The organism is uncultured Halorubrum sp. (genome assembly GCF_937146585.1).
Taxonomy (GTDB): domain Archaea; phylum Halobacteriota; class Halobacteria; order Halobacteriales; family Haloferacaceae; genus Halorubrum; species Halorubrum miltondacostae.
Window position 1 is genome coordinate 1 of the sequence record NZ_CAKZRO010000155.1, and the last position, 22,941, is coordinate 22,941.

27 protein-coding genes and 1 tRNA gene are annotated in these 22,941 nt (G+C 71.1%); 14 read left to right on the forward strand and 14 right to left on the reverse strand.

What is annotated here, in order from left to right; all coding sequences use genetic code 11:
- On the reverse strand, nucleotides 1-640 hold a 640-nt coding region (gene deoC, locus Q0116_RS13100), incomplete at its 3' end, for a deoxyribose-phosphate aldolase (protein ID WP_297889183.1).
- 118 nt (nucleotides 641-758) lie between these two features.
- The gene (locus Q0116_RS13105; protein WP_297889255.1) at nucleotides 759-1,121 is read right to left on the reverse strand and encodes an Hsp20/alpha crystallin family protein; all 363 of its coding nucleotides are present in this window, start codon (nucleotides 1,119-1,121) and stop codon (nucleotides 759-761) included.
- Nucleotides 1,122-1,367: 246 nt separating this feature from the next.
- On the opposite strand from Q0116_RS13105, the gene Q0116_RS13110 reads away from it, so the two are divergent.
- Nucleotides 1,368-2,708 carry an aminotransferase class III-fold pyridoxal phosphate-dependent enzyme gene (locus Q0116_RS13110; protein WP_297889185.1) on the forward strand — a complete coding sequence of 447 codons (1,341 nt, stop codon included), beginning with the start codon at nucleotides 1,368-1,370 and terminating at the stop codon, nucleotides 2,706-2,708.
- Nucleotides 2,709-2,732: 24 nt separating this feature from the next.
- On the opposite strand, the gene Q0116_RS13115 is transcribed toward Q0116_RS13110, so the two are convergent.
- Nucleotides 2,733-3,398, reverse strand: a complete 666-nt coding sequence (locus Q0116_RS13115) for a non-canonical purine NTP pyrophosphatase (RefSeq protein ID WP_297889188.1) — start codon at nucleotides 3,396-3,398, stop codon at nucleotides 2,733-2,735.
- 98 nt (nucleotides 3,399-3,496) lie between these two features.
- On the opposite strand from Q0116_RS13115, the gene Q0116_RS13120 reads away from it, so the two are divergent.
- Nucleotides 3,497-3,910, forward strand: coding sequence for an SHOCT domain-containing protein (locus Q0116_RS13120; protein WP_297889191.1), 414 nt, complete (start codon nucleotides 3,497-3,499; stop codon nucleotides 3,908-3,910).
- A 15-nt stretch (nucleotides 3,911-3,925) separates the two neighbouring features.
- Here Q0116_RS13120 and Q0116_RS13125 read toward each other — a convergent pair whose 3' ends face one another.
- Entirely contained in the window at nucleotides 3,926-4,939 is a 1,014-nt protein-coding gene (locus Q0116_RS13125; RefSeq protein ID WP_297889193.1) for a zinc-dependent metalloprotease, read from the reverse strand.
- Between the two features lie 105 nt (nucleotides 4,940-5,044).
- Between Q0116_RS13125 and Q0116_RS13130 the strand changes: the two genes are divergently transcribed.
- Both Q0116_RS13130 and Q0116_RS13135 read left to right on the forward strand, forming a co-directional pair.
- The gene (locus Q0116_RS13130; protein ID WP_297889195.1) at nucleotides 5,045-6,118 is read left to right on the forward strand and encodes a M28 family peptidase; all 1,074 of its coding nucleotides are present in this window, start codon (nucleotides 5,045-5,047) and stop codon (nucleotides 6,116-6,118) included.
- 129 nt (nucleotides 6,119-6,247) lie between these two features.
- Nucleotides 6,248-6,322: transfer RNA gene (locus Q0116_RS13135), tRNA-Glu, on the forward strand.
- Between the two features lie 74 nt (nucleotides 6,323-6,396).
- Here Q0116_RS13135 and Q0116_RS13140 read toward each other — a convergent pair.
- Nucleotides 6,397-7,803: a YncE family protein gene (locus tag Q0116_RS13140; RefSeq protein WP_297889199.1), complete on the reverse strand. Its 1,407-nt coding sequence runs from the start codon at nucleotides 7,801-7,803 to the stop codon at nucleotides 6,397-6,399.
- 118 nt (nucleotides 7,804-7,921) lie between these two features.
- On the opposite strand from Q0116_RS13140, the gene Q0116_RS13145 reads away from it, so the two are divergent.
- Nucleotides 7,922-8,386, forward strand: a complete 465-nt coding sequence (locus Q0116_RS13145; RefSeq protein WP_297889201.1) for a DUF302 domain-containing protein — start codon at nucleotides 7,922-7,924, stop codon at nucleotides 8,384-8,386.
- Nucleotides 8,387-8,407: 21 nt separating this feature from the next.
- Here Q0116_RS13145 and Q0116_RS13150 read toward each other — a convergent pair whose 3' ends face one another.
- Entirely contained in the window at nucleotides 8,408-8,638 is a 231-nt protein-coding gene (locus tag Q0116_RS13150; RefSeq protein WP_297889204.1) for a hypothetical protein, read from the reverse strand.
- A 175-nt stretch (nucleotides 8,639-8,813) separates the two neighbouring features.
- Here Q0116_RS13150 and Q0116_RS13155 point away from each other — a divergent pair, with 175 nt between their 5' ends.
- Together Q0116_RS13155 and Q0116_RS13160 are read left to right on the forward strand one after the other, a co-directional pair.
- Nucleotides 8,814-10,712, forward strand: coding sequence for a helicase C-terminal domain-containing protein (locus Q0116_RS13155; RefSeq protein ID WP_297889207.1), 1,899 nt, complete (start codon nucleotides 8,814-8,816; stop codon nucleotides 10,710-10,712).
- A 362-nt stretch (nucleotides 10,713-11,074) separates the two neighbouring features.
- Nucleotides 11,075-11,266 (forward strand): UPF0175 family protein, encoded by a 192-nt coding sequence (locus tag Q0116_RS13160; RefSeq protein WP_006112842.1) that lies wholly within the window; start codon nucleotides 11,075-11,077, stop codon nucleotides 11,264-11,266.
- 129 nt (nucleotides 11,267-11,395) lie between these two features.
- Here the strand turns inward: Q0116_RS13160 and Q0116_RS13165 are convergent, their stop codons facing one another.
- A complete protein-coding gene (locus Q0116_RS13165) occupies nucleotides 11,396-12,541 on the reverse strand; it encodes a 60S ribosomal export protein NMD3 (RefSeq protein WP_297889211.1) in 1,146 nt (381 codons plus the stop codon).
- A 141-nt stretch (nucleotides 12,542-12,682) separates the two neighbouring features.
- Here Q0116_RS13165 and Q0116_RS13170 point away from each other — a divergent pair, with 141 nt between their 5' ends.
- The 5 genes from Q0116_RS13170 to Q0116_RS13190 all read left to right on the forward strand — a co-directional run bounded on the left by Q0116_RS13170 (nucleotide 12,683) and on the right by Q0116_RS13190 (nucleotide 16,775).
- The gene (locus Q0116_RS13170) at nucleotides 12,683-13,036 is read left to right on the forward strand and encodes a DNA-binding protein (RefSeq protein WP_297889214.1); all 354 of its coding nucleotides are present in this window, start codon (nucleotides 12,683-12,685) and stop codon (nucleotides 13,034-13,036) included.
- Nucleotides 13,037-13,630 carry an alpha hydrolase gene (locus tag Q0116_RS13175; protein WP_297889216.1) on the forward strand — a complete coding sequence of 198 codons (594 nt, stop codon included), beginning with the start codon at nucleotides 13,037-13,039 and terminating at the stop codon, nucleotides 13,628-13,630.
- Between the two features lie 128 nt (nucleotides 13,631-13,758).
- A complete protein-coding gene (locus Q0116_RS13180; RefSeq protein WP_297889219.1) occupies nucleotides 13,759-14,214 on the forward strand; it encodes a ferritin-like domain-containing protein in 456 nt (151 codons plus the stop codon).
- A gap of 106 nt (nucleotides 14,215-14,320) precedes the next feature.
- Complete coding sequence (gene hisS, locus Q0116_RS13185) at nucleotides 14,321-15,643, forward strand: histidine--tRNA ligase (protein WP_297889222.1); 1,323 nt, start codon at nucleotides 14,321-14,323, stop codon at nucleotides 15,641-15,643.
- Nucleotides 15,644-15,698: 55 nt separating this feature from the next.
- Nucleotides 15,699-16,775 carry a CNNM domain-containing protein gene (locus tag Q0116_RS13190; protein ID WP_297889225.1) on the forward strand — a complete coding sequence of 359 codons (1,077 nt, stop codon included), beginning with the start codon at nucleotides 15,699-15,701 and terminating at the stop codon, nucleotides 16,773-16,775.
- Between the two features lie 18 nt (nucleotides 16,776-16,793).
- On the opposite strand, the gene Q0116_RS13195 is transcribed toward Q0116_RS13190, so the two are convergent.
- From Q0116_RS13195 to Q0116_RS13215, 5 genes are all read right to left on the reverse strand, one after another.
- Complete coding sequence (locus Q0116_RS13195; RefSeq protein WP_297889228.1) at nucleotides 16,794-17,207, reverse strand: DoxX family protein; 414 nt, start codon at nucleotides 17,205-17,207, stop codon at nucleotides 16,794-16,796.
- A gap of 82 nt (nucleotides 17,208-17,289) precedes the next feature.
- Entirely contained in the window at nucleotides 17,290-18,108 is an 819-nt protein-coding gene (locus Q0116_RS13200; RefSeq protein WP_297889230.1) for a hypothetical protein, read from the reverse strand.
- Nucleotides 18,109-18,123: 15 nt separating this feature from the next.
- Nucleotides 18,124-18,717, reverse strand: a complete 594-nt coding sequence (locus Q0116_RS13205; RefSeq protein WP_086216936.1) for a DJ-1/PfpI family protein — start codon at nucleotides 18,715-18,717, stop codon at nucleotides 18,124-18,126.
- Nucleotides 18,718-18,916: 199 nt separating this feature from the next.
- The gene (locus Q0116_RS13210) at nucleotides 18,917-19,972 is read right to left on the reverse strand and encodes a HAMP domain-containing sensor histidine kinase (RefSeq protein ID WP_297889235.1); all 1,056 of its coding nucleotides are present in this window, start codon (nucleotides 19,970-19,972) and stop codon (nucleotides 18,917-18,919) included.
- 89 nt (nucleotides 19,973-20,061) lie between these two features.
- Nucleotides 20,062-20,241, reverse strand: coding sequence for a hypothetical protein (locus Q0116_RS13215; protein WP_004596834.1), 180 nt, complete (start codon nucleotides 20,239-20,241; stop codon nucleotides 20,062-20,064).
- A 215-nt stretch (nucleotides 20,242-20,456) separates the two neighbouring features.
- Between Q0116_RS13215 and Q0116_RS13220 the strand changes: the two genes are divergently transcribed.
- Complete coding sequence (locus Q0116_RS13220) at nucleotides 20,457-21,113, forward strand: helix-turn-helix domain-containing protein (protein WP_049902369.1); 657 nt, start codon at nucleotides 20,457-20,459, stop codon at nucleotides 21,111-21,113.
- A gap of 32 nt (nucleotides 21,114-21,145) precedes the next feature.
- Here Q0116_RS13220 and Q0116_RS13225 read toward each other — a convergent pair whose 3' ends face one another.
- Nucleotides 21,146-22,048, reverse strand: a complete 903-nt coding sequence (locus tag Q0116_RS13225; RefSeq protein WP_297889247.1) for an acyltransferase — start codon at nucleotides 22,046-22,048, stop codon at nucleotides 21,146-21,148.
- Between the two features lie 63 nt (nucleotides 22,049-22,111).
- The gene (locus Q0116_RS13230) at nucleotides 22,112-22,288 is read right to left on the reverse strand and encodes a hypothetical protein (RefSeq protein ID WP_297889250.1); all 177 of its coding nucleotides are present in this window, start codon (nucleotides 22,286-22,288) and stop codon (nucleotides 22,112-22,114) included.
- Between the two features lie 130 nt (nucleotides 22,289-22,418).
- On the opposite strand from Q0116_RS13230, the gene Q0116_RS13235 reads away from it, so the two are divergent.
- Nucleotides 22,419-22,941 (forward strand): aldo/keto reductase (locus Q0116_RS13235; RefSeq protein WP_297889252.1); only part of this gene is annotated, 523 nt, incomplete at its 3' end.

Here is a 22,941-nt window from a genome sequence, read left to right on the forward strand (position 1 = left end):
CGCTCTCCGGGTGCCCCTCGACGATGGCGACGCCGGACGACGCGCCGATCCGCACCGCGCCCGCGTCGAGCATGGCCGTCGCCTCGTCGTAGGAGCCGACGCCGCCCGAGGCCTTCACCGGCAGGTACTCGCTCATCAGCTCCACGTCGGGGACGGTCGCGCCGCCGTCGGCGAAGCCCGTCGACGTCTTCACCATGTCGGCGTCGGCGGCGACCGCGGCCTCGCACGCGCGGCGCTTCTCGGCGTCGTCGAGGAGGGCGGTCTCGATTATCACCTTCACCGGGACGGGCACGGCCGCGACGACGTCGGCGAGCTCGTCCGCGACCGCGCCGTCGTCGCCGGCCTTCAGCCGGCCGACGTTGATCACGAGGTCGATCTCGTCCGCGCCGTCCTCCCACGCCGCGACCGCCTCGTCGCGCTTGACCGCGGGGTCGTGCTGCCCGTGCGGGAACCCGACCACGGTGGCGATCGCCTCTGGCTCGGCCTCGGACGCGACCGCCTCGGCGACGTAACACGGCGGGATACACGCGTTCATCCCGTGGGCCGCGGCCTCGTCGAGGACGGTCCGCACGTCGGCCCAGGTCGTCTCCGGGCCGAGGACGGTGTGGTCGATGCTGGCGGCGAACTCGTCGCGGTTCATGCGTCGTCCGTCGCGCGCGGAGCTAAAAGACGTGCGGGGTCGACGCGACCGGCGCGGGGCCGGTCGGTCGCGACGGCGGTCCGGAGACCGCGGGGGTCTCAGACCGAGCGCGTCGGCGTCAGCTCTCGATCTCGATCTCCGTGCCGCTGACGGCGTTCTCGACCGTCACCGGAAGCCGGACGCTCAGGATGCCGTTCCGGTACGTGGCCTCGATGCCGTCCTCGTCGATCGCCTTCGGGAATCGGAACCGCCGGTGATACGTCCGGAGGCTCCCGCGGCTCTCGTCCTCGTGCTCGGCGGCGACGTTGAGTACGCCGTCGTTCCACGAGGCCGTGATCTCCGTCGGGTCGAACCCCGGAAGCTCGACCGAGAGGACGAACTCGCCGTCTTCCTCGTACAGTTCGTAGTCGCTGCTACCGGATTCGAACAGTCTGCTCGGGAAGTCGAGTCCCTGCGTCCACGCGTTGGCTGGCTCGAGCATGGGCATCGCTGACCACCTCGAACTCACATAGTAATAGGCTCGCGATTCTATAAAAATCTATCGTATCTTGGTATTTTATAACATATCACGATCGACAGCGAATCCGACCCGGGATCGCCCTCCGCGCCACCACGCCGCCGAGTCCGGTCGCCGTCGCGGACGCCGACGAGCGACCGATAGTTGGAGATTTCTCCAACGTTCGCGCATCCGCCCCGGATTTATTTCGTCCGCGTGCCACCCCGGCTCATGGATCGCGACACCGCCACGCCTGCGGTCGACGACCTGCCGGGCGAGCGCGCTCGCGAGTGGGTCGAGTACCACCACGAGTCGGCCGCGCCGAGCACCTACGTCTACGAGTTCGTCTGGGACCGCACCGCCCCCGCCGAGGGCCCGTTCTGTACCGACGTCGACGGCAACGTCCTCCTCGATTTCACCAGCCACGTCGCCGCCGCGCCGCTCGGGTACAACAACCCGCTGATCATGGACCGGCTCGCGGAGTTCGACCTCGTCGACCCGCTGAAGATCGCGGGGCAGGACTTCTACGCCGCCGGCGGCCCCGCTCCCGACGACGGGATCCCCGGTGCCTCCGGGCTCATGGACCGCCTGACCGACCTGACGAGCCACTACGACATGGACACCGTCTTCCTCTCGAACTCCGGCGCGGAGGCGGTCGAGAACGCCATCAAGATCGCCTACGACGCCTCGGACGGCGCGAAGTACGCGATCACCTTCGACGGGGCGTTCCACGGGCGGACGCTCGGCGCGCTCTCGCTCAACCGCTCGAAGTCAGTCTACCGCCGGGAGTTCCCCGAGGTCAGCGGCGTGATGGACGTCCCGTACTGCGACGACCGGACCTGCTCGCCCGAGACCTGCTCGTGCGGCTTCTTCGCCGACGGCGTCTCCCGGCTCCGCCGGAAACTCGACCCGAAGCGAGGGAACGTCCACCCGGACGACGTCGCCTACCTGATCATGGAGCCGATCCAGGGCGAGGGCGGCTACCGGTTCCCCTCGGACGCGTTCACCGACGAGATCGCGGCGATCGCCGACGAGCACGACATCACGCTGATCGCCGACGAGATCCAGTCGGGCGTCGGCCGCACCGGCGAGATGTGGGGCTCGGACCACTACGCGTACGACCCCGACGTGATCACGAGCGCGAAGGGGCTCCGGGTGGGGGCGACCGTCTCGCGGAGCGACGTGTTCCCGGAGGAGACCGGCCGCCTCTCGTCGACGTGGGGGGCCGGCGACCTGATCGCCTCCGCGCAGGGGGCGCTCACGCTCGACGCCATCGAGGAGGCGGACCTCATGGACAACGCCGTCACCCGCGGGCGGCAGTTCAAGGAGACGATGCGCGACGCCGCGCTCGACGGCGTCGAGGACGTCCGCGGGAAGGGGCTGCTGCTCGCCGTCGAGTTCGACACCGAGGAGCGCCGCGACGCGGTCGTGAAGCACGCGTTCGACCGCGGCCTGCTGACGCTCGCGTGCGGCAACGAGGTCGTCCGGATCCTCCCGCCGCTCGACGTCACCGAGCGCGAGATCGACCTCGGCTGCGACCTCCTCACCGACGCGATCGCGGCCGCGGCCTGAACCGCCGGGGAGAGAAACCGAGCCTCAGCGGTCCGCGTACCACTCCGCGAACTTCTCTAACGCCCGGCCGCGGTGCGACACCGCGTTCTTCCGGTCGGTGTCCATCTCCGCGAACGTCTCGCCGTCGTGTTCGAAGATCGGGTCGTAGCCGAAGCCGCCGTCGCCCCGCGGCGCGACGATCCGCCCCGGGACGTACCCCTCGAACAGCTTCACCGGGAGCGGGTCCGCGCCGTCTCCGGCCGCGTCGCCCTCGCCGTCGATCTCGCCGCCCACTTCCGCGTCCGGCCCCGCCGCCGCGGCCGCGTCGCGGTCGCCCCGGTCGACCGGGTCGGGGCTCGCGGCGAACCCCTCGCCGTCGCAGTAGCCGAGCGTACACCGGAAGGCGGCGCGGCGGTCGTCGAGCTCGCTCGCGATCTCGTGGACGCGCTCGATCCCGAGCGTCTCCTCGACGTACGAGGAGTACGGGCCCGGGAACCCGTCGAGCCCCTCGACGAACAGCCCCGCGTCGTCGACGAGGACCGGCGCGTCCGCGTGGCGGTACGCCTCGCGGGCCCCCTGGGCCGCGATCGGCCCGAGGTCGCCGGCCTGGACCTCCGTGTAGTCGAAGTCGAGTCGCTCCACCGAGCCGTCCGGGAGGTACCGCTCGGCCTCGCGGACCTTCCCCGGGTTCGTCGTCACGTACCTGAGCACGGATCGACGTGGGCGCGCCCGCGAGGAATAGCCGTCGGTCGCGGTCGCCCGGCCGGCGGGGCAGTACGCTTTTGTCGGACCGACGACACCGGTCGCGCATGGCCCTCCCAACGTTCGAGAAGAAGCGGCTCGTCGGGCTCATCGCGATCCTCTCGTTCGGGCTCACGTCGCTGTCCGCCGTCCTCCTGCCGAGCCCCGTGGCGCCGCTCGGACCGGCGCTGTTCATCACCGGGTTCTTCATCCTGATCCCGCTGGTGTTGGTCCTCGGCGAGGACTTCCCGCTCGTCGCCGCGGACGTCGCCGACGCGGAGGCGACGTCTCCCGCCGCCGAACGACCGGTGGCGGCGCTACGGGAACGCTACGCGACCGGCGAGATAGACGAGGCCGAGTTCGAGCGGAAGCTCGACCGGCTGCTGGCGACCGAGGACCTCGACGAGCGGTTCGACCGGACCGCCGCCGAGGTCTCGGACGGCTCCGACGAGAACAGCGCGCGCGAGTACGAACTGGAGTGAGTCGCCCGCCGTCGCTCAGGGGTCGACGCGGGCGATCCACGCGTCCGGGTCGTCCAGCTCGTCGCCGGTCGGGAGGTTCTCGGCGCGCTCCCACACCGCGCCCGCGGCCTCGATGCCGCGCTCGTCCGCGACGTGCCGGAAGAAGGCGGCCCCGCGCTCGTACTGGCGCCGCTTGAGACCCAGCCCGAGGAGGCGCTGCGCGAGGCGCCGCACCGGGCCGCCACCGCCGCGCCGGTCGTCGAGCTTCCGGCGCAGGTCCGCGTACTCGCCGTCGAACGCGCGGTCCATCAGCACCTCGGCGTACCCCTCGACCGCCGTCATCGCGGCCTGGAGCTCCGCGAACGCGTCGGGGTCGAGCCCGCGGTCGGTCATCCCCTCGACCCCGCGCTCGACGCGCGACTCGAGGTACTCCGGGAGCCACGGGGCCGCGCCGAACTCGGCGGCGTGGGTCACCTCGTGGAACGCGATCCACCGCCGGAAGCGGGGGTAGTCCACGTCCAGCGTCCGCGCGACCGCGACGATGTTCGGGTGGACGAAGTAGAGGCCGTGGTCGGCGTCCGGCTCGTCGGCGAGGAGGAGGGGGTCGTACTGGCCGAGGACGTTCCGCGAGAGGAACCCCAACGCGAACGCCATCGACCCCGTGTTGGCGACTCGGCTGACGTCCTGCGCGAACGCGGGACCGCGCCTCGCGGGCGTCGCGTCGAACGTCCCGTCGGGCCCGCCGGGGTCCGCCGCGGCCGCCTCGATCGGGTCCATCACGCGGCGGAACGTGCCGACGCTCGCGTCGATCCAGTGGTGGCGGTTCTGTACCTCGACGGTGTCGGGCACGTCGAACTCGATCCCGGCGACCTCGGCGAGCCGCGAGCGGGCGTCGCGGACGTCGGCGGCGTACCCCGCGCGCTCCGCGTCGGAGAGCGCGATCGACCCGGGCTCCGTGGCGCCCTTCGCGGCCGCCGCGGCCCGGTCCCAGTCGACGACGCCCGGTCCCTCGGCCTCGGCGACGGCCCGGACGCTTCGGAGGATGTCCATACCGATCGGACGAGCGGCCGCCTCAAAGCGCTTGTGTCGGTCGGTGCGTCGGGCGACCGCGGTCGACTCCGGTGTCTTCTTCCCCGACGCCGCACAGCCTCGCGCATGGACGAGACGCGCCGCGCGTTCCTCGACGACCTGCTCGCGACGCCGAGCCCCTCGGGCTTCGAGACCGCCGCCCAGCGAGTGTGGACCGACTACGTCGGCGAGTTCGCCGACCGGGTCGACACCGACGCGTACGGTAACGCCGTCGCGGTCCACGAGGGCGACCCCGACGCGCCGACGGTCGCCGTCACCGGCCACGCCGACGAGATCGGGTTCATCGTCCGGGACGTGCTCGACGACGGATTCCTCCGGATCGGGCGGATCGGCGGCGCCGACCGCACCGTCTCGAAGGGCCAACACGTCACGGTCCACGCCGACGACCCCGTCCAGGGCGTCATCGGGCAGACCGCGATCCACCTCCGCGACGGCGACGAGGAGTACGAGGACGTCGCCGGGCAGTTCGTCGACATCGGCGCCGCCGACGCCGACGAGGCGCGCGACCACGTCGAGGTCGGCGACCCCGTCACGTTCTCGTCGGGGCTCCGCGACCTCGTCGGCGACCGGATCGCCGCCCGCGGGGTCGACAATCGGGCCGGCACGTGGGCGGCCGCGGAGGGGCTCCGGCGCGCCGCCGAGGCCGACGTCGACGCCACCGTGTACGCCGTCTCCACCGTCCAGGAGGAGGTCGGGCTCCGGGGCGCGCGGATGGTCGGCGTCGACCTCGACGACGTCGACGCGTTCGTCGCGGTCGACGTCACGCACGCCACCGACAACCCGGACGTCGACCGCGAGCGGCGCGGCCCGGTCGAGCTCGGCGCCGGCCCGGTGATCGGCCGGGGGAGCGCGAACCACCCGGTCCTCGTCGACCTGGCGCGCGACGCGGCCGCGGACGCCGACGTCGACGTCCAGCTCCAGGCGGCCGGCACCCGCACCGGCACCGACGCGGACGCGTTCTACACCACCCGCGGCGGGACCCCCGCGCTCAACGTCTCGATCCCGAACCGGTACATGCACACGCCGGTCGAGGTGATCGACACCGCGGACCTCGACGGCGTCGCCGACCTCCTCGCGGCGGTCGCCGCGGCGGCGGGCGACCGCGAGGGAGCCTCGGATCCGTTCGCCGTCGACGTCTGAACCGGTCGCCGTCGGCGTTCGAACCGGCCGCCGCGGGTCGGCGAGCCACGACAAACCGGGGCACGGCGGCGTCGAAACGGAACTGTTTTAGTATCGTCTTTCCTACCGTAGAACGCGACGAACGGACGTGCTCTGGTGGTGTAGTCCGGCCAATCATATCACCCTCTCACGGTGATGACCTGGGTTCAAATCCCAGCCGGAGCATCTCTCTTTCCGCTTTACCGCGCACTGTTTCCGAGTAGCGGCCCGCCTCGGTCGAACGCGTATTCTTGCGACCGTCAGCCGCAGTAACAGTGGTCGTCCATACAGAACGTCGCTTCCATGTCGCCGAGCGGCAGCCCGAGCGAGGCGAGCGTGGCCCGGACGTCGTCGACGGCGCTTCCGGCCGGCCTGACGGTGCCCGCCGCCGCTCCCGTCGGCGCCTCGCCGGCCTCGATCGTCGCGACCACCGACCGGGAGGCGTGCTCCACCACGGCGACGTGGTTCGCGTCCTGGACCGGCACGTACAGCTTCTCGCGGTCGGGTCCCCACGCGGCGGAAATCGCGCTCCCGCCGACGTCGATGGTCGTCTCGTACGCGAACGTCTCCAGGTCGATCACGCCGACGCCCTCGCCCGGGATGAGGAGGTACGCCGCCTCGCTGGCCGGGTCGACCTCGCTCGTGATCGGCGCGCCCGGGAGCCCGTCGTCGCGGGTGACCTTCGCCACCTCCGCCGGGGCCTCGGGGTCGGAGACGTCCCAGACGCTCTCGGAGCCCTCGCGCGGGACCGCGGGGTCGCTCCCGAGGGTCCCCTCGCCGTTCTCGACGAGGAGGTACTCCCCGTCGAACGTCGCGGTACACATGAACGGGAGCACCTTCCCGTCGGTGACCGGCTCGCCCGCGTCGACGCGCGCGACCGTCTCGAAGGGGTCGACGCGCACCACGCGGATCGACTCGTCGGCGATGTCGGCGACGAAGCCGTACTCGCCGTCGGGGCCGAGCGTCGCGTCGCAGGGGCCGACGTAGCCGGTCCGCATCTCGCCCGTCACCTCGCCGAACGCGTCGCTCCCGCGGTCGGCGTCGACGCGGAAGATGGCGTGGTCCGGGGGGTCGTCCGGGTCCGGGTCGAGCCCCGTCGTGCCGCCGGACGCGATCAGGAGGTGATCGCCGTCCGGGGTCACGTTCGGGTAGTTCGGGCCGAAGCCCGTCTCGACGAAGGCGAGCTCCTCCAGGGTCCCCTGGTCGAACGCGCGGACGCCGCCGGCGACGTTGAGCCACAGCACGTCGTACGCGCCGTCCGGCCCGGTCGAGTACTGGTTGGCCGGGAACGACGCCGTGGTGTCGAGGAACGCGGTCGCGACCGCCTCGTCGCGCTCGGGGTCGATGACGCTCACCGTCCGGTCGCCGTTGTTGAACGCGAACACCGTGGGGCGCGCTTCGCCGCCCCCCTCGCCGGCTCCGCCGCCCCCGCCGCCCGAACAGCCGGCGAGCATCGCAGCGGCGCCGACCCCGCCCGAGGCGCGGAGCAGTTGGCGCCGGTCGACGCCGTCGGCGAACGGATTCTGCCGGTCGTCGTTGGCGAGCGCGGCCCCCTTCGACGGTCGCGGCTCGCCTGCGGCGGACCGGGCGTCGTCTCCCTCCGGGTCCGGGGCCGCCCCTCCTCGGCGAGTCCTCGCGCATCGTCCGCGACGGCGGTCGTCGGTCATGCTACCGATCTCGGGCTCGCCGGCTAAAGTCCCGCCGGCCGTCGCGGCGGCGTCCGAGGTAGCGGCAGGCGTCGAGGCGGCGAAACGGATTTATCGCGGTGGGGTGTGAACAGTTGCCATGAGCGACGCCGCACACCCCGCCCCCACCGCCGACGAGGCGCTCCACACGACCGTCGACCTCCCCTTCGAGGACGCGGTGCCGTTCGTCCAGCTCGAACACGAGCTCGCCGACTTCGAGACGGTGCGCGTCACGCGGCTCGACGAGATGATCGAGGGGATGCTCGGTCACGACGACGCCGAGCGGACGGCGCTGATCGTCGTCTGTCACCCCGAGATCGCGCACGACGCGCTGCGGATCGACCCCACGCTCGCCGGCATGCTCCCCTGTACCACGGTCGTGTACGAGCGCGCCGGCGACGATCGCGTCCACGTCCACCACGTGTCGGCCACGAAGGCGATCCGCGACCTCGGCTGCGCGTCGGCCGCCGGCGTCGACGGGGCCGCCGTCGAGGACCTCGTGGCGAAGACCGGCGAGCTGATGGCCGTCGTCTGGGAGAACATCGAGACGCACGGCCGAGAGTAGCCCCGGACGGGCCGCCAGCCGTCACCGGTTCAGCCGCCAGCGGATCACCGCGGCGGCGAGGAGGACCGTCCCGAAGGTGACGCCCCCGGAGATGAGCGCGCCGCGCGCGCTGGTCGCGCCCGTCGCGAACGCGCTCACCGAGGCGGAGCCGCCGACCAGCGCCGCGCCGCCGGCCAGTCCGCCGAAGCCGATGCAACAGAGGCTCAGCAGGCCCACGGCGGACAGCGACCCGAGGATCCCGTCGTCGCTCATCGCTCTGGGTCCCCCTCGTCTCTCCGGCCACCAATAGCTACTGGGGTCGGGCGCGGCGGACGCGCGACCGCCGGCGGGACGGGCCCCTCGCTGCGGGTCGGGCCCGGCCCCCGCGACGGTGCCGCGTCCGACCGCCAAGCGAGGGTTTAATTCCGCCAGCGCGCGAGGGCGTCGTGTGGACCCGACCCGGATCCCCGGCGAGTTCCCCGCGCCGAGCTTCCGCGGCGCACAGGAGCGGGCGCTCGCCGACATCCGCGACGCCTTCGCGGCGGGCAACGAGGTCGTGCTGGTGCGCGCGCCGACGGGCAGCGGGAAGTCGCTGCTGGCCCGCGCCATCATGGGCGCGGCGGAGACCGCGGGCGAGGCGGCCCCCAGCGAGGCGACCGGCGCGTACTACACGACCCCGCAGGTGTCGCAGATCGACGACGTCGAGGCCGACGACCTCCTCGACGACCTGGCGGTGATCCGCGGCAAGTCGAACTACGACTGCGTGCTCCCCGGCGAGCACGACACGCCCGTGAACCGCGCCCCCTGCGCGCGCCAGCAGGGCTTCGACTGCTCGATCCGGCACCGCTGTCCGTACTTCTCCGACCGCGCCATCGCCTCCGGCAACCGCTTCGCGGCGATGACCCTGGCCTACTTCATGCGCACCGCCGGCTCCGAGGTGTTCCGGAAGCGCGACGCGGTCGTGATCGACGAGGCGCACGGGCTCGCCGAGTGGGCCGAGATGTACGCGACGATCGAGATCTCGCCGGAGCGCGTCCCGGTGTGGGACGACGTCGGCGTCCCCGACGTCGCGGCCGACGCGGGCCCCGAGGAGGACGCGCTCGACCGCACCGCGCGGTTCGTCGAGGCGCTGCGCGACGTGGCGATCCGCGCGAAAGACGAGCTGGTCGGCCGCGAGCTCGACCGCGAGGAGGTCGCGCGCCGCGACCGGCTCCAGGAGCTGATCAGCGAGCTCGGCTGGTTCCTCGAGGACTACCGCGATCCCCAGTCCCCGACTTCGTGGGTCGTCGACCAGCCGGGCGGCGAAGGGGCCGCGATCGAGGTCAAACCGCTCGACCCCGCGCGATACCTGCGACACACCGTGTGGGACCGGGGTAACCGGTTCGCGCTGCTGTCGGCGACCATCCTCTCGAAGGAGGCGTTCTGCCGCGGCGTCGGCCTCGACCCCGCGGACGTCGCCCTCGTCGACGTCGAGCACACCTTCCCGCTCGCGAACCGCCCGCTGTACGACGTGACGCAGGGGTCGATGACCTACGAGCACCGCGACGAGACGGTCCCGAAGATCGCCCGCCTGATCGTCCGGCTGATGGCCGAACACCCCGACGAGAAGGGGCTGATCCACGCGCACTCGTACGACATCGCGGAGCGGCTCACCGAGCGCCTCGGCGAGTTCGGCGTCGCGGCGCGCGTCAGGCGTCACGACAAGCGGAACCGCGACGACGAACTGGAGGCGTGGAAGGCGAGCCCGGACCCGGAGGTGTTCGTCTCCGTGAAGATGGAGGAGGCGCTGGACCTGAAGGGCGACCTGTGCCGGTGGCAGGTGGTGTGTAAGGCCCCGTACCGGAACACGAACGACTCGCGGGTCGCCCGCCGGCTCGAGGACGGCCAGTGGGCGTGGTACCACCGGACGGCGCTGCGCACCGTGATCCAGGCGTGCGGCCGGGTCGTCCGCGCCCCGGACGACCACGGCGCGACGTACCTCGCCGACGACTCGCTGCTCGACCTCTTCGAGCGCGCCGCGGCCGACACCCCGTCGTGGTTCCGCGACCAGATCGACGCGATGACGACCCCGTCGCTGCCGGCGTTCGACCCCAGCGCCGCGCTGGCGGGGATCGACGCGTCCCCGTCGGCTACGGCCGGCTCCGGACGGCGGCGGGACCGGCGCTCCGGCGAGGCCGACCGCGGCGGCGCGACTGACCCGTCACACGGCGAAGCCGGCGGCGGCGACGACGGCGACGCGACCGCCGACGGCCCGAGAGGGGGCGACGACTCGGTCCGCACCCGCTCCGAGCGCGACGCTGAGCGTCGTCAGAACCATCCGCTCTCCGACGTGTGGGGCGACGGCTGACGGAGCGGACGAGGCTCTCGCGGAGAGCGGAGACGCATGTCGGACGAGGAGCGACGGCTGCCGAGCGTCGCGAGCGCGCTCTTTGCGAGGCGGTCGCGGCGCCGGCCACTTACAGCAGCGAGACGCCCCAGGCGAACATCGAGCTCACCATGAGGAGCGCGAAGAACAGCGCCATGAGCTGTTGTCTGTCCATACCCGCGTGTCGGCCGTAGGGCGGTATAACTCCTGCGGGCGAGCGGGGCGGGCCGACCGACGTATTACGATCCCGGTTTCGATCGGCTGTCAATATATATCGTATAAGGTGTATCAGGCCCCTCAATGAAGTAGTAACCTTCATAATCCCTCACGCGACTACTGGATGTATGGCCACGAACGGGCTGTCGAGTGCGCTGACGCTGTACGGTGCGCGAACCCTGACGCTGTCGCAGGCGGCCGCACAGGCAGGGCTCAGCGAGGCCGAATTCATCGAGCAACTCGAACGCCGCGGCATCGAGGTAACGGAGTCCGAGCGCGCCGCAGCGCTCGGCCAGGAGCAGCCCGCACGCGCCGACTGAGCGGCGCTCCCCCGCCGCCGGGGACGCCGCCTCGCCGACCGTTTTCGCGACCGCTCTCCACGAACGATCAGTCCCACCGCTCTCCGCCCGCCTCCGGACCGCGCGTTCGGTTCGGCTCGCGGAGCCGCCTCAGTCGTCGCTCCGAGCCGACTCCGCGGTCCGCGCCGCCCCCTCCTCGGGCACGAGGTGGACGTCGCCGCCGTGCTCGAAGGCGAGCACCGCGTCCGCGTCGTCGTCGACGAACGCCGGGTTCGGGACGGTCTTCGCCTCGTAGGTCACCGGGTCGAGCACCTGGATCGCGTTCTCGTCTTCCACGGTCACCACGGTCGTCTCGGCCGCGTCCCCGCGGGTGCCGAGCCGGGTCGCGTCGGGGGCCTCCGCGTCCGCGAACGCCGAGGTGTACTCGGCGCCCGTGGCGAGCCGGACCCCCTGGAGCCGGCCGGAGACGCCCGTGACGAGGACCGGCCCGTCGCCGTCCTCGGGGTCGACGATCTCGCCTTCCGCGTACTTCGGGAGCCGGACCGCGAACGTGACGCGGTACACCTCGTTGCCGTCGCCGTCCTCGGTGACGAGCGTCGGGTACGACTCGAAGCTCCCGCCGAGCGACTCCGTGATCCGCGTCGCCACGTTCTGCGCGAGCCGGTTCGAGGAGAGCTTGATGTTCGGTCCGTCGTCCGTCTCGTTCACCTCGGTGATGAACGCCTCGCGGTCGCCGTCGGCCTCCTGGTCGGCCACGTACGACTCCGCGACGTCGAGCGCCTCGGCGCGCTCCGCCGGGGTGAGGTCGCGCTCGTCCGCGCGGACCTGGACGATCCCGGCGTAGTACCCGCCGGCGATGCGCCCGCAGCGGTCGCAGGTCCCCCGCGAGATCTTCACCGGGACCGTCACCTCCGCGGAGCGGAGCGTCCCGCGCACCACGCCGGAGAACCGGCAGTGCATCCGGACCGTGTTCTCGTCGACCTGCTCGGGCTCGACGCCCCACTCGACCTCCTCGGCGTCGACGTGGACGCCGAGCGCTTCGGCCACCTCGTCGACGGCGACGTCGGTGTAGTCGCGCGCGCCGACGTCGCGCCACGACTCGCCGCGCCTCACCGCGCCGCAGCCGGAACAGACCAGCACCTCGATCCGGTCGGGCGCGTCGACCAGGTCGAAGTCCTCGAAGTAGCAGTCGTCGCACAGCAGCGCGTCTCGCCCGCGCGGCTCGCCCGGAAGGGGGTCGCGCCGCTCGGGGACCGGGTCGCCGCAGCGCGGACAGAACTCCCGCGAGTCGCTCATTGGACGAGGCTACGCCGAGGATCCGTTTAAACGGCGCGGACCGCCCCCGCGGCGCCCGACGAGCGCGGGGCCGAATCCGGCCGTTCCGCGCGGGTCGCGACCTCCGAAATGGTTTTTCGCACGGACCGAGAACGGGGCTGTATGAGCGGGAACACCGACGACGAACGGCTCGAGGAACTGCGCGAACAGAAGATGGAGGAGCTCCGCGAGCGCCAGGGCGGCGAGGGCGACGCCGCCGAGGCCCAACAGCAGGCCCAGGAGCGCGCCGAGGCGCAGCAGGAGGCGGTGCTGAAACAGTACCTCACCGACGGCGCGCGCCAGCGGCTCAACGCGGTCGAGATGTCGAAGCCGCAGTTCGGCGAGAAGGTGAAACAGCAGGTCGCCGCGCTGGCGCAGAGCGGACGCATTCAGGGACAGATCGACGAGGACCAGATGCGAGACCTGCTCAAAGAGCTCCAGCCCGAGCAGAAGAGCTTCGACATCCGCCGCCGGTAGATGGAGCTCGCGCTGCTGTACAGCGGGGGGAAAGACTCCTCGCTGGCCGCCCACCTGCTCGACCGGTTCTACGACGTCCGCTGTGTCACCGGGAGCTTCGGGCTCACGGACGACTGGGAGCACGCCGAGCGGGCGGCCACCGAACTCGGCTTCCCGTTCGAGCGCGTCGACCTCGACGGCGAGGTGGCCGAGGGCGCCGCCGAGACGATGGTCGCGGACGGTTACCCCCGGAACGGGATCCAGCGCGTCCACGAGCACGCGCTAGAGACCATCGCCGCCCTCGACGTCGACGCCATCGCGGACGGGACCCGCCGCGACGACCGCGTCCCCACGGTGTCGCGGGCGCAGGCGCAGAGCCTCGAAGACCGCAACGGCATCGACTACATCTCTCCCCTCTCCGGGTTCGGCCGCCACGCGGTCGACCAGCTCGTCGACGCCACCTTCGACGTCCAGCAGGGGCCGAGCGAGGAGGTGCCGAAGGCGGACTACGAGGACGAGCTCCGGACGCTCATCGCCGACGAGTACGGCGAGGGCACCGTCGGCGAGGTGTTCCCGGACCACGACCAGACGTACGTCCACGGGCGGACCGACTGACCGCCGGCCCGCCGGTCCTCGCTCGCCGCAGCCGGCCTCCCGGCGTCCCGCCCCGTCCGCGGCCGGCCGACTCCCGCGGACTTGGAACCGGCGGAACTCCTTTCGACCCCACGAGCGTAGCCTCGGGCATGTCGTCAGAACGAGTCGTCGACCTGCTTCGAACGGCGTACGCCGACGAGATCGAGACCGTGATGAACTACCAGACGAACGCGATCGTCCTCGACGGCGTCCGCGCCGAGGAGATCAAAGAGAGCCTCAAGCAGGACGTCCAGGAGGAGCTCGGCCACGCCGAACAGCTCGGCCAGCGGCTCAAACAGCTCGACGCCCGTCCCCCCGGCTCCGCCGAGTTCACCGCCAGGCAGGAGTCGCTTCAGCCGCCCGAGGACTCGACGGACGTGCTGGCCGTCATCGACGGCGTGCTCGACGCCGAGGAGGACGCGATCGCGACGTACCGCGACCTGATCGACGCCGCCGAGGCGGCGAACGACCCGGTCACCGAGGACCTCGCCGTGACGCTGCTCTCCGACGAGGAGGCCCACAGGACGGAGTTCCGCGGGTTCCAGAAGGAGTACCAGCGCGACTGACGGGTCCCGCGGAGCCGCCGATCCCCGGCCGCGACCGCGCTCGTCGGTCCCGCCGACCCGGCCCCGAAGGGATGCTTTCAAGCGGGCGCTCGCCGAACCGGCGGTCATGTACGACGGCCTCAAAGGCTTTCGCGACTTCTACCCCGGCGAGCAGTCCGCCCGCCGCGAGGTGACCGACGCGATCGAGGGCGCGGCGGCCAGGCACGGCTTCCGCGAGATCGCCACCCCCGCCTTAGAGCGGACGGAGATGTACGTGGACAAGTCCGGCGAGGAGATCGTCGAGGAGCTGTACGCCTTCGACGACAAGGGCGGCCGCGGCGTCTCGATGACCCCGGAGCTCACGCCGACGGTGGCGCGCATGGTCGTCGAGAAGGGCCAGGAGCTCTCGAAGCCGATCAAGTGGGTCTCCACCCGGCCGTTCTGGCGCTACGAGCAGGTCCAGCAGGGCCGGTTCCGCGAGTTCTACCAGACCAACATCGACGTGTTCGGCTCGTCGGCCCCCGAGGCAGACGCCGAGGTGCTCGCGGTCGCCGCCGACGCCCTGACCGACCTCGGGCTCACGGGCGAGGACTTCGAGTTCCGCGTCTCGCACCGCGACATCCTCGGCGGGCTCGTCCGGTCGCTGGCCGCGGACCCCGACGCGGTCGACACCGCCGCCGCGATCCGAGCGGTCGACAAGCGCGCGAAGGTCGACGACGCCGAGTACGTCGGGCTGCTCTCCGACGCGGGTCTCGCCCGTGACACCGCGCGCGACTTCGACGACCTCATCTCCGGCGTGGACACCGTCGACGACCTCGACGCGGTCGCCGACGCGGGCGACGAGTCGGTCGAGGACGCGGTCGAGAACCTCCGGAACGTCCTCGCCGCGGCCGACGACTTCGGCGCGGGCGAGTTCTGCGAGGTGTCGCTGACGACCGCCCGCGGGCTCGACTACTACACCGGGGTCGTCTTCGAGTGCTTCGACTCCACCGGCGAGGTGTCGCGCTCCGTCTTCGGCGGCGGGCGCTACGACGACCTCATCGAGAGCTTCGGCGGCCAGCCCACGCCCGCGGTCGGCGTCGCGCCCGGCCACGCGACGCTCAAGCTGCTCTGCCAGCGCGCCGGCGTCTGGCCCGACGAAGAGCTCTCGACCGACTACTACGTCCTCTCGGTCGGCGACACGCGGAGCGAGGCGGCCGCGCTGGCGAGCGACCTCCGCGCGCTCGGCGACGACGTGGTGGTCGAACAGGACGTCTCGGACCGCTCGTTCGGCGCGCAGCTGGGGTACGCCGACTCGATCAACGCCGAGACGGTCGTGGTCGTCGGCGAGCGCGACCTGGAGAACGGCGAGTACACGGTGAAGGACATGGCCAGCGGCGACGAGACGACGGTCCCGGTCGAGGAGTTCCCGCCCGCGGAGGGGCTGCCGACGTACGAGGACTACGAGTAGGCGCGCCCGACCGCGGCCTGAATCCTTTTGCCGGTCGGCCGGAGAACGGGAGACGATGCTCCCGCTCGCGACGACGATGCCCCCGACCGAGATCGCCCTCCGCGTGGCCGCGGGCGTCCTCCTCATCCTGATCAACGCCTACTTCGTGGCCGTCGAGTTCGGCCTGACGCGCCTCCGGCAGTACCCCGAGTCGGAGATGGACACCCCCGGACTCCGGCGCGCCTGGGAGATGACCGACGACCTGGAGTTCTACCTCACCACCTGTCAGGTGTGGATCTCCGGCACGAGCATCGCGCTCGGCATCGTCGCCGAGCCGGGGCTCGCGGCGCTTTTCGCCCCGCTGTTCGAGAACACGACCCTCGCGTCGGCCGGCGCGGGCTCGCTCTTGGGATTCTTCCTCATCAACATGGTCCACCTGACGCACGGCGAGCAGACGCCGACGTACCTCGGCGTCGAGCGCTCGAAGCAGGTCGCCAACTACGGCGCCCGACCGCTGTACTGGTTCGCGTGGGCCATCTCCCCGCTGATCAAGTTCGGCGACTGGGTCGCGAAGGCGACGCTCCGCCTGTTCGGCGTGGAGATGACCGGGTCGTGGACCGAGGCCGAAGAGGAGGTGTTGGAGACGCGCGCGCAGCTCCGAACCCGCCTCGGCTCGATGATGGCGGAAGTGGAGCTCCCGGAGGAGCGCCGCGACGAGGTGCTCAGCGCGCTCGACGTGGACCGGATCACCGTCGCGGACGTGATGACCCCGCCCGACGAGATCGTCTCGCTGACGACGACGGCGTCCGTCGCGGAGAACCTCGACCGGATCCGGGACACGCCGCACACGCGCTTTCCGCTCGTCGGCGAGGACCGGACCGACTTCGAGGGGATCGTGTACGCGCCCTCGATCGTGAGCCGCTTCGACGCGCTCCGCGACGGCGACCTGACGTTCGCGGACGTCGCGGCCCCGCCGGTGACGGTCCCCCCGGACGCGAGCGTCAGCGACGCCTACGACCGGTTCCAGGCGGAGTCGCAGGAGCTCGCCCTCGTCGTCGCGGACGGCGAGGTCGTCGGGCTGCTCACCGCGACCGACGCCATGGAGGCGGTGATGGGCCAGTTGGAGGACCCGCTGGACGCCGGCGACCTGTAACCGGCGGCGCGCCCCGGGTCAGTTCTTGTACGCCTCGCGCAGGAACACCAAGGCCCCGCCCAGCATCGCGAGGTTGCCGAAGAAGGCGAGCCGCTCGCCGCTCTTGTCGCCCTCGTCGGCGTTCCAGAAGTCGTGCATCGTCGCGGTCACGACCGTCAGGAACGCGACCGCCGCCCCGGTCGCGATCCGGGGGAGCCGCCAGAACGCGATGCCGACGCCGGCGACTATCATCATGCCAGAGGCGAACGGCGCGGCGACGTCCGGCAGCGGGACGCCCGCCGACTCGGCGTACTCGATCGTGTCCTCCATGTCGCGGAAGTCCTCCGACGCCTGTGCGGCGAGGCCGGCCCCGAGCAGGACGCGCCCGAGCCGCGACGGCGCGCCGCGGCCGGTCCCCTCGTCGCTCTCGTCCGTTGTTTCGTCGTCGCTCATGTGCCGTACAACGCGGCCGCGCCTCATAAATCGCGGTGGCGAGGGTGACGGGCGCCCCGCGTCGGGCCGGGCCGGGCCTCCGTCACGCTCGCTCGACCCGCGCCAACAGCTCCGCGGTCGCCGCCTCGTCGAAGGCCATCGGCCGACGCCACCACGGACCCTTCCCGGAGTCGCTCGACAGGTCGGTCACGATCGGGTTCGCGTCCGCGCCGGCGTCCGGCGCGCTCAGCGGCACGACCCGGTCGAACGGGCCCGACGCGTCCGGGTCGCCGACCGCGACGACGCGGGCGTCGAACGGGTCCCGCTTCAGGTGCGCGTTGGTCGGCGCGGCCGCGGCGGCGGCCGCGCGGTCGACGACGCCGTCGCCGTCGGCCGGCGAGAGGACGCGCTCGACCCGGATCCCCGCGAAGAGGTACGCGCCCCAGTCGGGGGCGAGGTCGTCGTCGACGGCGACGCCGTGGTCCCGGAGCCACGCGCCGCCGCGGTCGTCGGCCCCCTCATCGCCCGGGCGCTCCGCGCCCGGTCCGGTCCAGTCGCGCGGCCGCAGCGACAGCGTGGCGTAGAACAGGAGCCAGTCGCCGGGGTCGAGGGCGGCGATCCGCCCGGCCTTCACGCCGTGCGGGTCGCCGTAGGTCGCCCGCTCGCGGCCGTGAACGCCCGGGAACTCGGGGTCGGCGTGGACAGGCGTCTCGCGCTGGTCGGCCGGGACGGCGAAGGGGAGGTCGAGGTCGCCGTAGGTCGGGAGCGGCTCGTCGACGAGGAACCGCTCGCGCGGGAGCGTCGCTGCCGACTCCGGGATCGGGACGTACGCGAAGGAGCCGTCGGGGTAGACGGGGCCCCGGAACCCGGGTTCGTTCGTGTTGGCGGCGACGTTGACCGCGAGGGCGCGAGGGTCCGGCATCGAAAAAGCGCGGGCTCAGTCCGCCGTCGCCGCGGTCGCCTCGTGGTCGATCTCGGTCCCGAGCAGGTCGAGGAACTGTGCGATCCACTCGGGGTGATCGGGCCACGCCTGCCCGGTGACGAGGTTGCCGTCGGTCGTCACGCCGTCGACCCACGAGCAGCCGGCGGCCTCGACCTCGGGCCTGACCGCGGGGTACGCCGTGATCTCGTAGCCGTCCAGGACGCCCGCCGCAGCGAGGATCTGCGGACCGTGACAGATCGACGCGACGGGCTTGTCCGCCTCGAAGAAGTGCCGCACCGCGTCGAGCACCTCGTCGTAGCCGCGGAGGTACTCGGGGGCGCGCCCGCCGGGAACGACTAAGGCGTCGTAGTCGGCCGGGTCGACCTCGTCGAAGCCGTGCGTGAGCTCGAAGTTGTGCCCGCGCTCCTCCAGGTACGTCTGGTCGCCGCGGAAGTCGTGGATCGCGGTCTTGACCGTCTCGCCGCCCTCCCTGTCCGGACAGACGGCGTGGACCTCGTGGCCGACCGCCTGGAGCGCCTGGTACGGCACCATTATCTCGTAGTCCTCCCCGAAGTCGCCGACGATCATCAGTATCCGTTGTCCTGTCATGAGTGCGACACCACTCGCCCGTACGCGCTGCTGGCCAATAACGATACTGACCTGTGGTAACACGAGGCGAAGTAGCCGGCGAGGGTCGCGGACCGCGGGGCGCCGAGACGGGGCGATACGCGCTCGACGGCCGTCAGACGCGCGTTCCCCGCCGCTCTCCGTTCGGCCGTAGCGCGGGACGCGCCCGCCGGCACCGCCGTCAGCCGAGGAAGTCGATGCCGGTCACTTCGAAGCGCGCTCCCCCGCCCTCCGCGTCGACCGCGACCACGTCCCACCCGTGGGCGTTGACGATGGTTCGAACGACCGAGAGCCCGTACCCGTGACCGCCGTCGCTCGTGGTGAACCCGTGATCGAACACCTCCTCCCTGTGGTCGGCGGCGATTCCCGGGCCGTCGTCCTCGACGTAGAAGCCGGTGTCGAGCGGCCCGACGCGCACCGTCACGTCGTCGCCGCCGTGGTCCGCGCTGTTCCGGAAGAGGTTCTCGAACAGCTCGCGGAGCCGGTCGGGATCGCTGCTCACCGACCGGACTGTCTCGTAGCCGAGCGTCGCGTCGGGGGCCAGGTTCAGTCCCGCCCACGCCGAGTCGACGACCTCGCCGATGTCGGTCGGCCCCGGGTCGCTGACGACGTTCCCTTGTCGCGCGACGCGGAGCAGGTCGTCGACGAGCTGCGCCATCCGGTCGGTCGTCTCGTCGATCGCGTCGAGGTGCTCTTCGTCGCCGGTCGCCTCGTACAGCGTCAGGTTCCCCTCGATCACGTTCAGCGGGTTCCGGAGGTCGTGCGCGAGGATGTCGGTGAACTCCTTGAGGCGGTCGTTCTGCCGCTCTAACATCCGCTCGTACTCCTTCGTCGCCGTTGTGTCCCGACTGATCGCCGCGTACCCGTGAAAATCACCGTTCCACAGCGGCGACAGGGTCAGCGTGCCCCAGAAGACGGAGCCGTCCGCGCAGCGGTGCCAGTGTTCGAACTCGACCGATTCCTCCCTCGGCTCCGCGAAGAAGTCCTCGGGGAGCGAGTCGGAGTCCGCCTCGCCCTCGTCGTCGGCGAACAGCATCCGCACGTGTCGACCGAGGACGGCCTCCGCGTCGTGTCCGTAGAGCGCCGCCGACGGCGCGGGCCACGTGGCGACGGCCCCGTCGGCGTCGAGCATGAAGATGGCGTGCGAGGAGACGCCCTCCAGGAGCCGACGGGCGACTGCGTCCCCCGATTCGGACCGACCGGTCGGCGGACCGGGAGTATCGGGGGAGTCCGTCATGCGAGGAGGTCAACCTCCGATCACGAATCCTTTCGGGCTGGCCTGCCAAGGTATTTAAATAGAGACTGAGCGCCGCGGTTCCGCGCGCGTCAGTCCGCCAGCTCGACGACCATCACTTCAACGTCCGCGCCTGCTCTATCGCTTCGGTACTCCCACGTTCCGCGGGGGTTGACGCCGTTTTCGAAGGCGTCACGGATCACCCGACCGAGGGCGGCTTCGAACTCCTCTGTACTCGATACCTCGTCGTCGGGCGTGGAATCAGTTGTCATGGTGGAACGCACACTCGACTGCGATACGTCGCCGTCGGGGCATCGAACGCGCCGCCGCACGAACGAGAACCGCAGCCGCGTGTTTCTACGATCGTTGATATGTTTCCCGAACGGATAACACCAGCGAAACGCATGGTACACCAAGGTCGTTTTTCTCCGGTAGACCCTCCCTACCGAGTTTTTAACGCAGTTGCGGGAGAATGGGGTGATATCTAATGAGCGTTATCGTCGAGTTGACTGTTCCGTCTACGGCCTTCGAGTTGGGACGGATCCTCCGAGTCGAAGGCCCGACCCAGATCACTCTCGAAACGATGGTCCCGCTGGGCGGCAAGCCCACTCCGTTCGTCCGAATCCGGAACGACGCCCGGGAGACGTTCGAGCGCTCTGTCAGCGACCACCCGTCGGTCAACGAGATACAGCTCGTCGACACTCACGACGACGAGACGCTGTACGCGTTGGACTGGGAGCCGTCGGACGCCTCGCTGCTGCGCCGGATTCTCGACTTAGACGCCGTCCTGCTCGGCGCGACCGGAACGACCGACTCGTGGGGCCTGGAGCTTCGCTTCCCCACCCACGAGGCGCTCTCGGCGTTCCAGGACCACTACGTCGAGGAGGACATTGGTGTGACCGTCGAGCGCATCTACAACCCCACGAAGCCCGACGCCGGCCCGTGGTACGGGCTGACGCCGCCGCAGCGCGAGACCCTCGCGGACGCCGTCTCGGCCGGGTACTACTCGCTGCCGCGGCAGATATCGACCCAAGAGCTCGCGGACTCGTTCGACATCTCCGACCAAGCCGTTACCGAACGCCTCCGGCGCGGCATCTCCACGCTGGTGCGGAACACGCTGCTGGTCGAGGAGCCGGAGGAGTAGAAACTGTCGCGCTCTGTTCGCCCGCTCCGCGCTCAGTTCGGCGGCCGGAGGTCCCGCTGAAACTCGTCGAACTGCTCGAGGTCGTCCGGAAGTTCGTACTCGATCTCGCGGTCGTCTTGGTTGTCGGGGAGCCGTCCGTCTTCGAGCTCCTCGGCCGCCTCCTCCCACCCGGGTTTCACGCGGACGCTGCGCGCGGGCGAGCCGACGACCACGTGGTGGGCCGGCACGTCGCCCTGGACCACGGAGCGCGCGCCGACGACGCTGTTCTCGCCGACGCGGCAGCCGGCTCGGACCATCGCGTCGTAGGTGACGCGGGCGTCGTCCTCGACGATCGTGTGGAAGTTCCGGACCTCGGTCTGGTCGACGATGTCGTGGTCGTGGCTGTAGAGGTGGACGCCGTCGGAGATGGAGGCGCGGTCGCCGATCGTCAGCTTCCCGCGGTCGTCGAGGTGGACGTCGTCGTGGATCACGACGTTGTCGCCGACCTCGATGTTGTGACCGTAGGTGACCGAGATGCCTTTGAAAAAGCGACAGTCGTCGCCACAGGACGCAAAGAGGTGTTCTGCGAGCATCTGGCGGAAGCGCAGCGCGAACTCGACGTTGTCGGCCATCGGCGTGGCGTCGAACTGCCGCCAGAGCCACTGGAGGTGTTTCGAGCGCTGGAAGCGGTCCTCGTCCTTCTCGGCGTAGTACTCCGACTCCAGCGTCGCGTTACAGGGGTCGTACCCCTGGAGCCGGACGCGCTCGGCGCGCGACACCGACTCCCCGTCCTGCCACGCCTCCCACGCCTCGCGGTCGCCGTGGAGGTCGATCAGCACGTCGCGAACGACCTCGCAGGTGTCCTCGTCCGAGGAGAGGCGCTCGTCCACCTCGTCGATGAACCCTCGGACCCCGGCCTCGGCACCGTCGGGCAGGGACACGTGTCGCTTTGTCATCGGACCTCTTTCGTCGCCGTCGTTCAAATGGATTCGGTTGTGCGAACGCGGCGCCTCAACCGGTCAGTACAGCTCGGCGTCGACGAAAATGGCGACGAGAGCGCCCGCGAAGGCGATCACGAACGCCGGGGCGATCGCGGCGGCGCCGAAGGATAGCAACAGCGCGGTGACCGCGACGACGGCGATGATCCCGAGCAGGGCGACGACGGCGTCGAGCCGACGGCGGAGGGAGTCGTCCATGGGGGCGGACCGGCCGCGAGCGAGTAATAGCCGGCGGTACGTGCCGCGACGCGCGACCGCGACCCTCGCTCGTTCCACCGCGCCGAGACCGACCGCGCCCGATAAGTGTCCCGACCGACAATCGAGATACATGGAACACCGCGAACTCGGTAACTCGGGCGTCGAGGTCTCGGAGATCGGCTTCGGCGCGTGGGTCGTCGGCACGGACTGGTGGGGCGACCGCTCTGACGAGCAGGCGGTCGGGATGGTCGAGGAGGCGCTCGACGCGGGCGTCACCTACGTCGACACCGGCGACGTGTACGGCCACGGCGACAGCGAGTCGATCATCGGGAAGGCGATCGACGGCCGCCGCGACGAGGTGACCCTGTCGACGAAGATCGGCTACGACTTCTACGACAACCCGCAGGCGGGCCACGGCGAGCTCCCGAAGGAGCTGAACGAGGAGTACCTCACCGAGGCGTTCGAGGCCTCCCTCGACCGGCTCGACACCGACTACGTCGACGTGCTCCAACTGCACAACGCGAACGTCGACGAGGTGACGCCCGAGGTCCGCGACCTCCTCCGCGAGTGGAAGGCGGACGGCCGCGTCCGCGCGCTGGGCTGGGCGCTCGGCCCCTCGATCGGCTGGCTCGCCGAGGGCGACGCCGCCGTCG

What these genes read in the sequence shown, in the direction of transcription:
- Q0116_RS13105 (WP_297889255.1), bottom strand. Translation starts at nt 1,121, where the DNA reads ATGCTCGAGCCAGCCAACGCGTGGACGCAGGGACTCGACTTCCCGAGC.
- Q0116_RS13110 (WP_297889185.1), top strand. Translation starts at nt 1,368, where the DNA reads ATGGATCGCGACACCGCCACGCCTGCGGTCGACGACCTGCCGGGCGAG.
- Q0116_RS13120 (WP_297889191.1), top strand. Translation starts at nt 3,497, where the DNA reads ATGGCCCTCCCAACGTTCGAGAAGAAGCGGCTCGTCGGGCTCATCGCG.
- Q0116_RS13125 (WP_297889193.1), bottom strand. Translation starts at nt 4,939, where the DNA reads ATGGACATCCTCCGAAGCGTCCGGGCCGTCGCCGAGGCCGAGGGACCG.
- Q0116_RS13130 (WP_297889195.1), top strand. Translation starts at nt 5,045, where the DNA reads ATGGACGAGACGCGCCGCGCGTTCCTCGACGACCTGCTCGCGACGCCG.
- Q0116_RS13140 (WP_297889199.1), bottom strand. Translation starts at nt 7,803, where the DNA reads ATGACCGACGACCGCCGTCGCGGACGATGCGCGAGGACTCGCCGAGGA.
- Q0116_RS13145 (WP_297889201.1), top strand. Translation starts at nt 7,922, where the DNA reads ATGAGCGACGCCGCACACCCCGCCCCCACCGCCGACGAGGCGCTCCAC.
- Q0116_RS13150 (WP_297889204.1), bottom strand. Translation starts at nt 8,638, where the DNA reads ATGAGCGACGACGGGATCCTCGGGTCGCTGTCCGCCGTGGGCCTGCTG.
- Q0116_RS13160 (WP_006112842.1), top strand. Translation starts at nt 11,075, where the DNA reads ATGGCCACGAACGGGCTGTCGAGTGCGCTGACGCTGTACGGTGCGCGA.
- Q0116_RS13165 (WP_297889211.1), bottom strand. Translation starts at nt 12,541, where the DNA reads ATGAGCGACTCGCGGGAGTTCTGTCCGCGCTGCGGCGACCCGGTCCCC.
- Q0116_RS13170 (WP_297889214.1), top strand. Translation starts at nt 12,683, where the DNA reads ATGAGCGGGAACACCGACGACGAACGGCTCGAGGAACTGCGCGAACAG.
- Q0116_RS13175 (WP_297889216.1), top strand. Translation starts at nt 13,037, where the DNA reads ATGGAGCTCGCGCTGCTGTACAGCGGGGGGAAAGACTCCTCGCTGGCC.
- Q0116_RS13180 (WP_297889219.1), top strand. Translation starts at nt 13,759, where the DNA reads ATGTCGTCAGAACGAGTCGTCGACCTGCTTCGAACGGCGTACGCCGAC.
- hisS (WP_297889222.1), top strand. Translation starts at nt 14,321, where the DNA reads ATGTACGACGGCCTCAAAGGCTTTCGCGACTTCTACCCCGGCGAGCAG.
- Q0116_RS13190 (WP_297889225.1), top strand. Translation starts at nt 15,699, where the DNA reads ATGCTCCCGCTCGCGACGACGATGCCCCCGACCGAGATCGCCCTCCGC.
- Q0116_RS13195 (WP_297889228.1), bottom strand. Translation starts at nt 17,207, where the DNA reads ATGAGCGACGACGAAACAACGGACGAGAGCGACGAGGGGACCGGCCGC.
- Q0116_RS13200 (WP_297889230.1), bottom strand. Translation starts at nt 18,108, where the DNA reads ATGCCGGACCCTCGCGCCCTCGCGGTCAACGTCGCCGCCAACACGAAC.
- Q0116_RS13205 (WP_086216936.1), bottom strand. Translation starts at nt 18,717, where the DNA reads ATGACAGGACAACGGATACTGATGATCGTCGGCGACTTCGGGGAGGAC.
- Q0116_RS13210 (WP_297889235.1), bottom strand. Translation starts at nt 19,972, where the DNA reads ATGACGGACTCCCCCGATACTCCCGGTCCGCCGACCGGTCGGTCCGAA.
- Q0116_RS13215 (WP_004596834.1), bottom strand. Translation starts at nt 20,241, where the DNA reads ATGACAACTGATTCCACGCCCGACGACGAGGTATCGAGTACAGAGGAG.
- Q0116_RS13220 (WP_049902369.1), top strand. Translation starts at nt 20,457, where the DNA reads ATGAGCGTTATCGTCGAGTTGACTGTTCCGTCTACGGCCTTCGAGTTG.
- Q0116_RS13225 (WP_297889247.1), bottom strand. Translation starts at nt 22,048, where the DNA reads ATGACAAAGCGACACGTGTCCCTGCCCGACGGTGCCGAGGCCGGGGTC.
- Q0116_RS13230 (WP_297889250.1), bottom strand. Translation starts at nt 22,288, where the DNA reads ATGGACGACTCCCTCCGCCGTCGGCTCGACGCCGTCGTCGCCCTGCTC.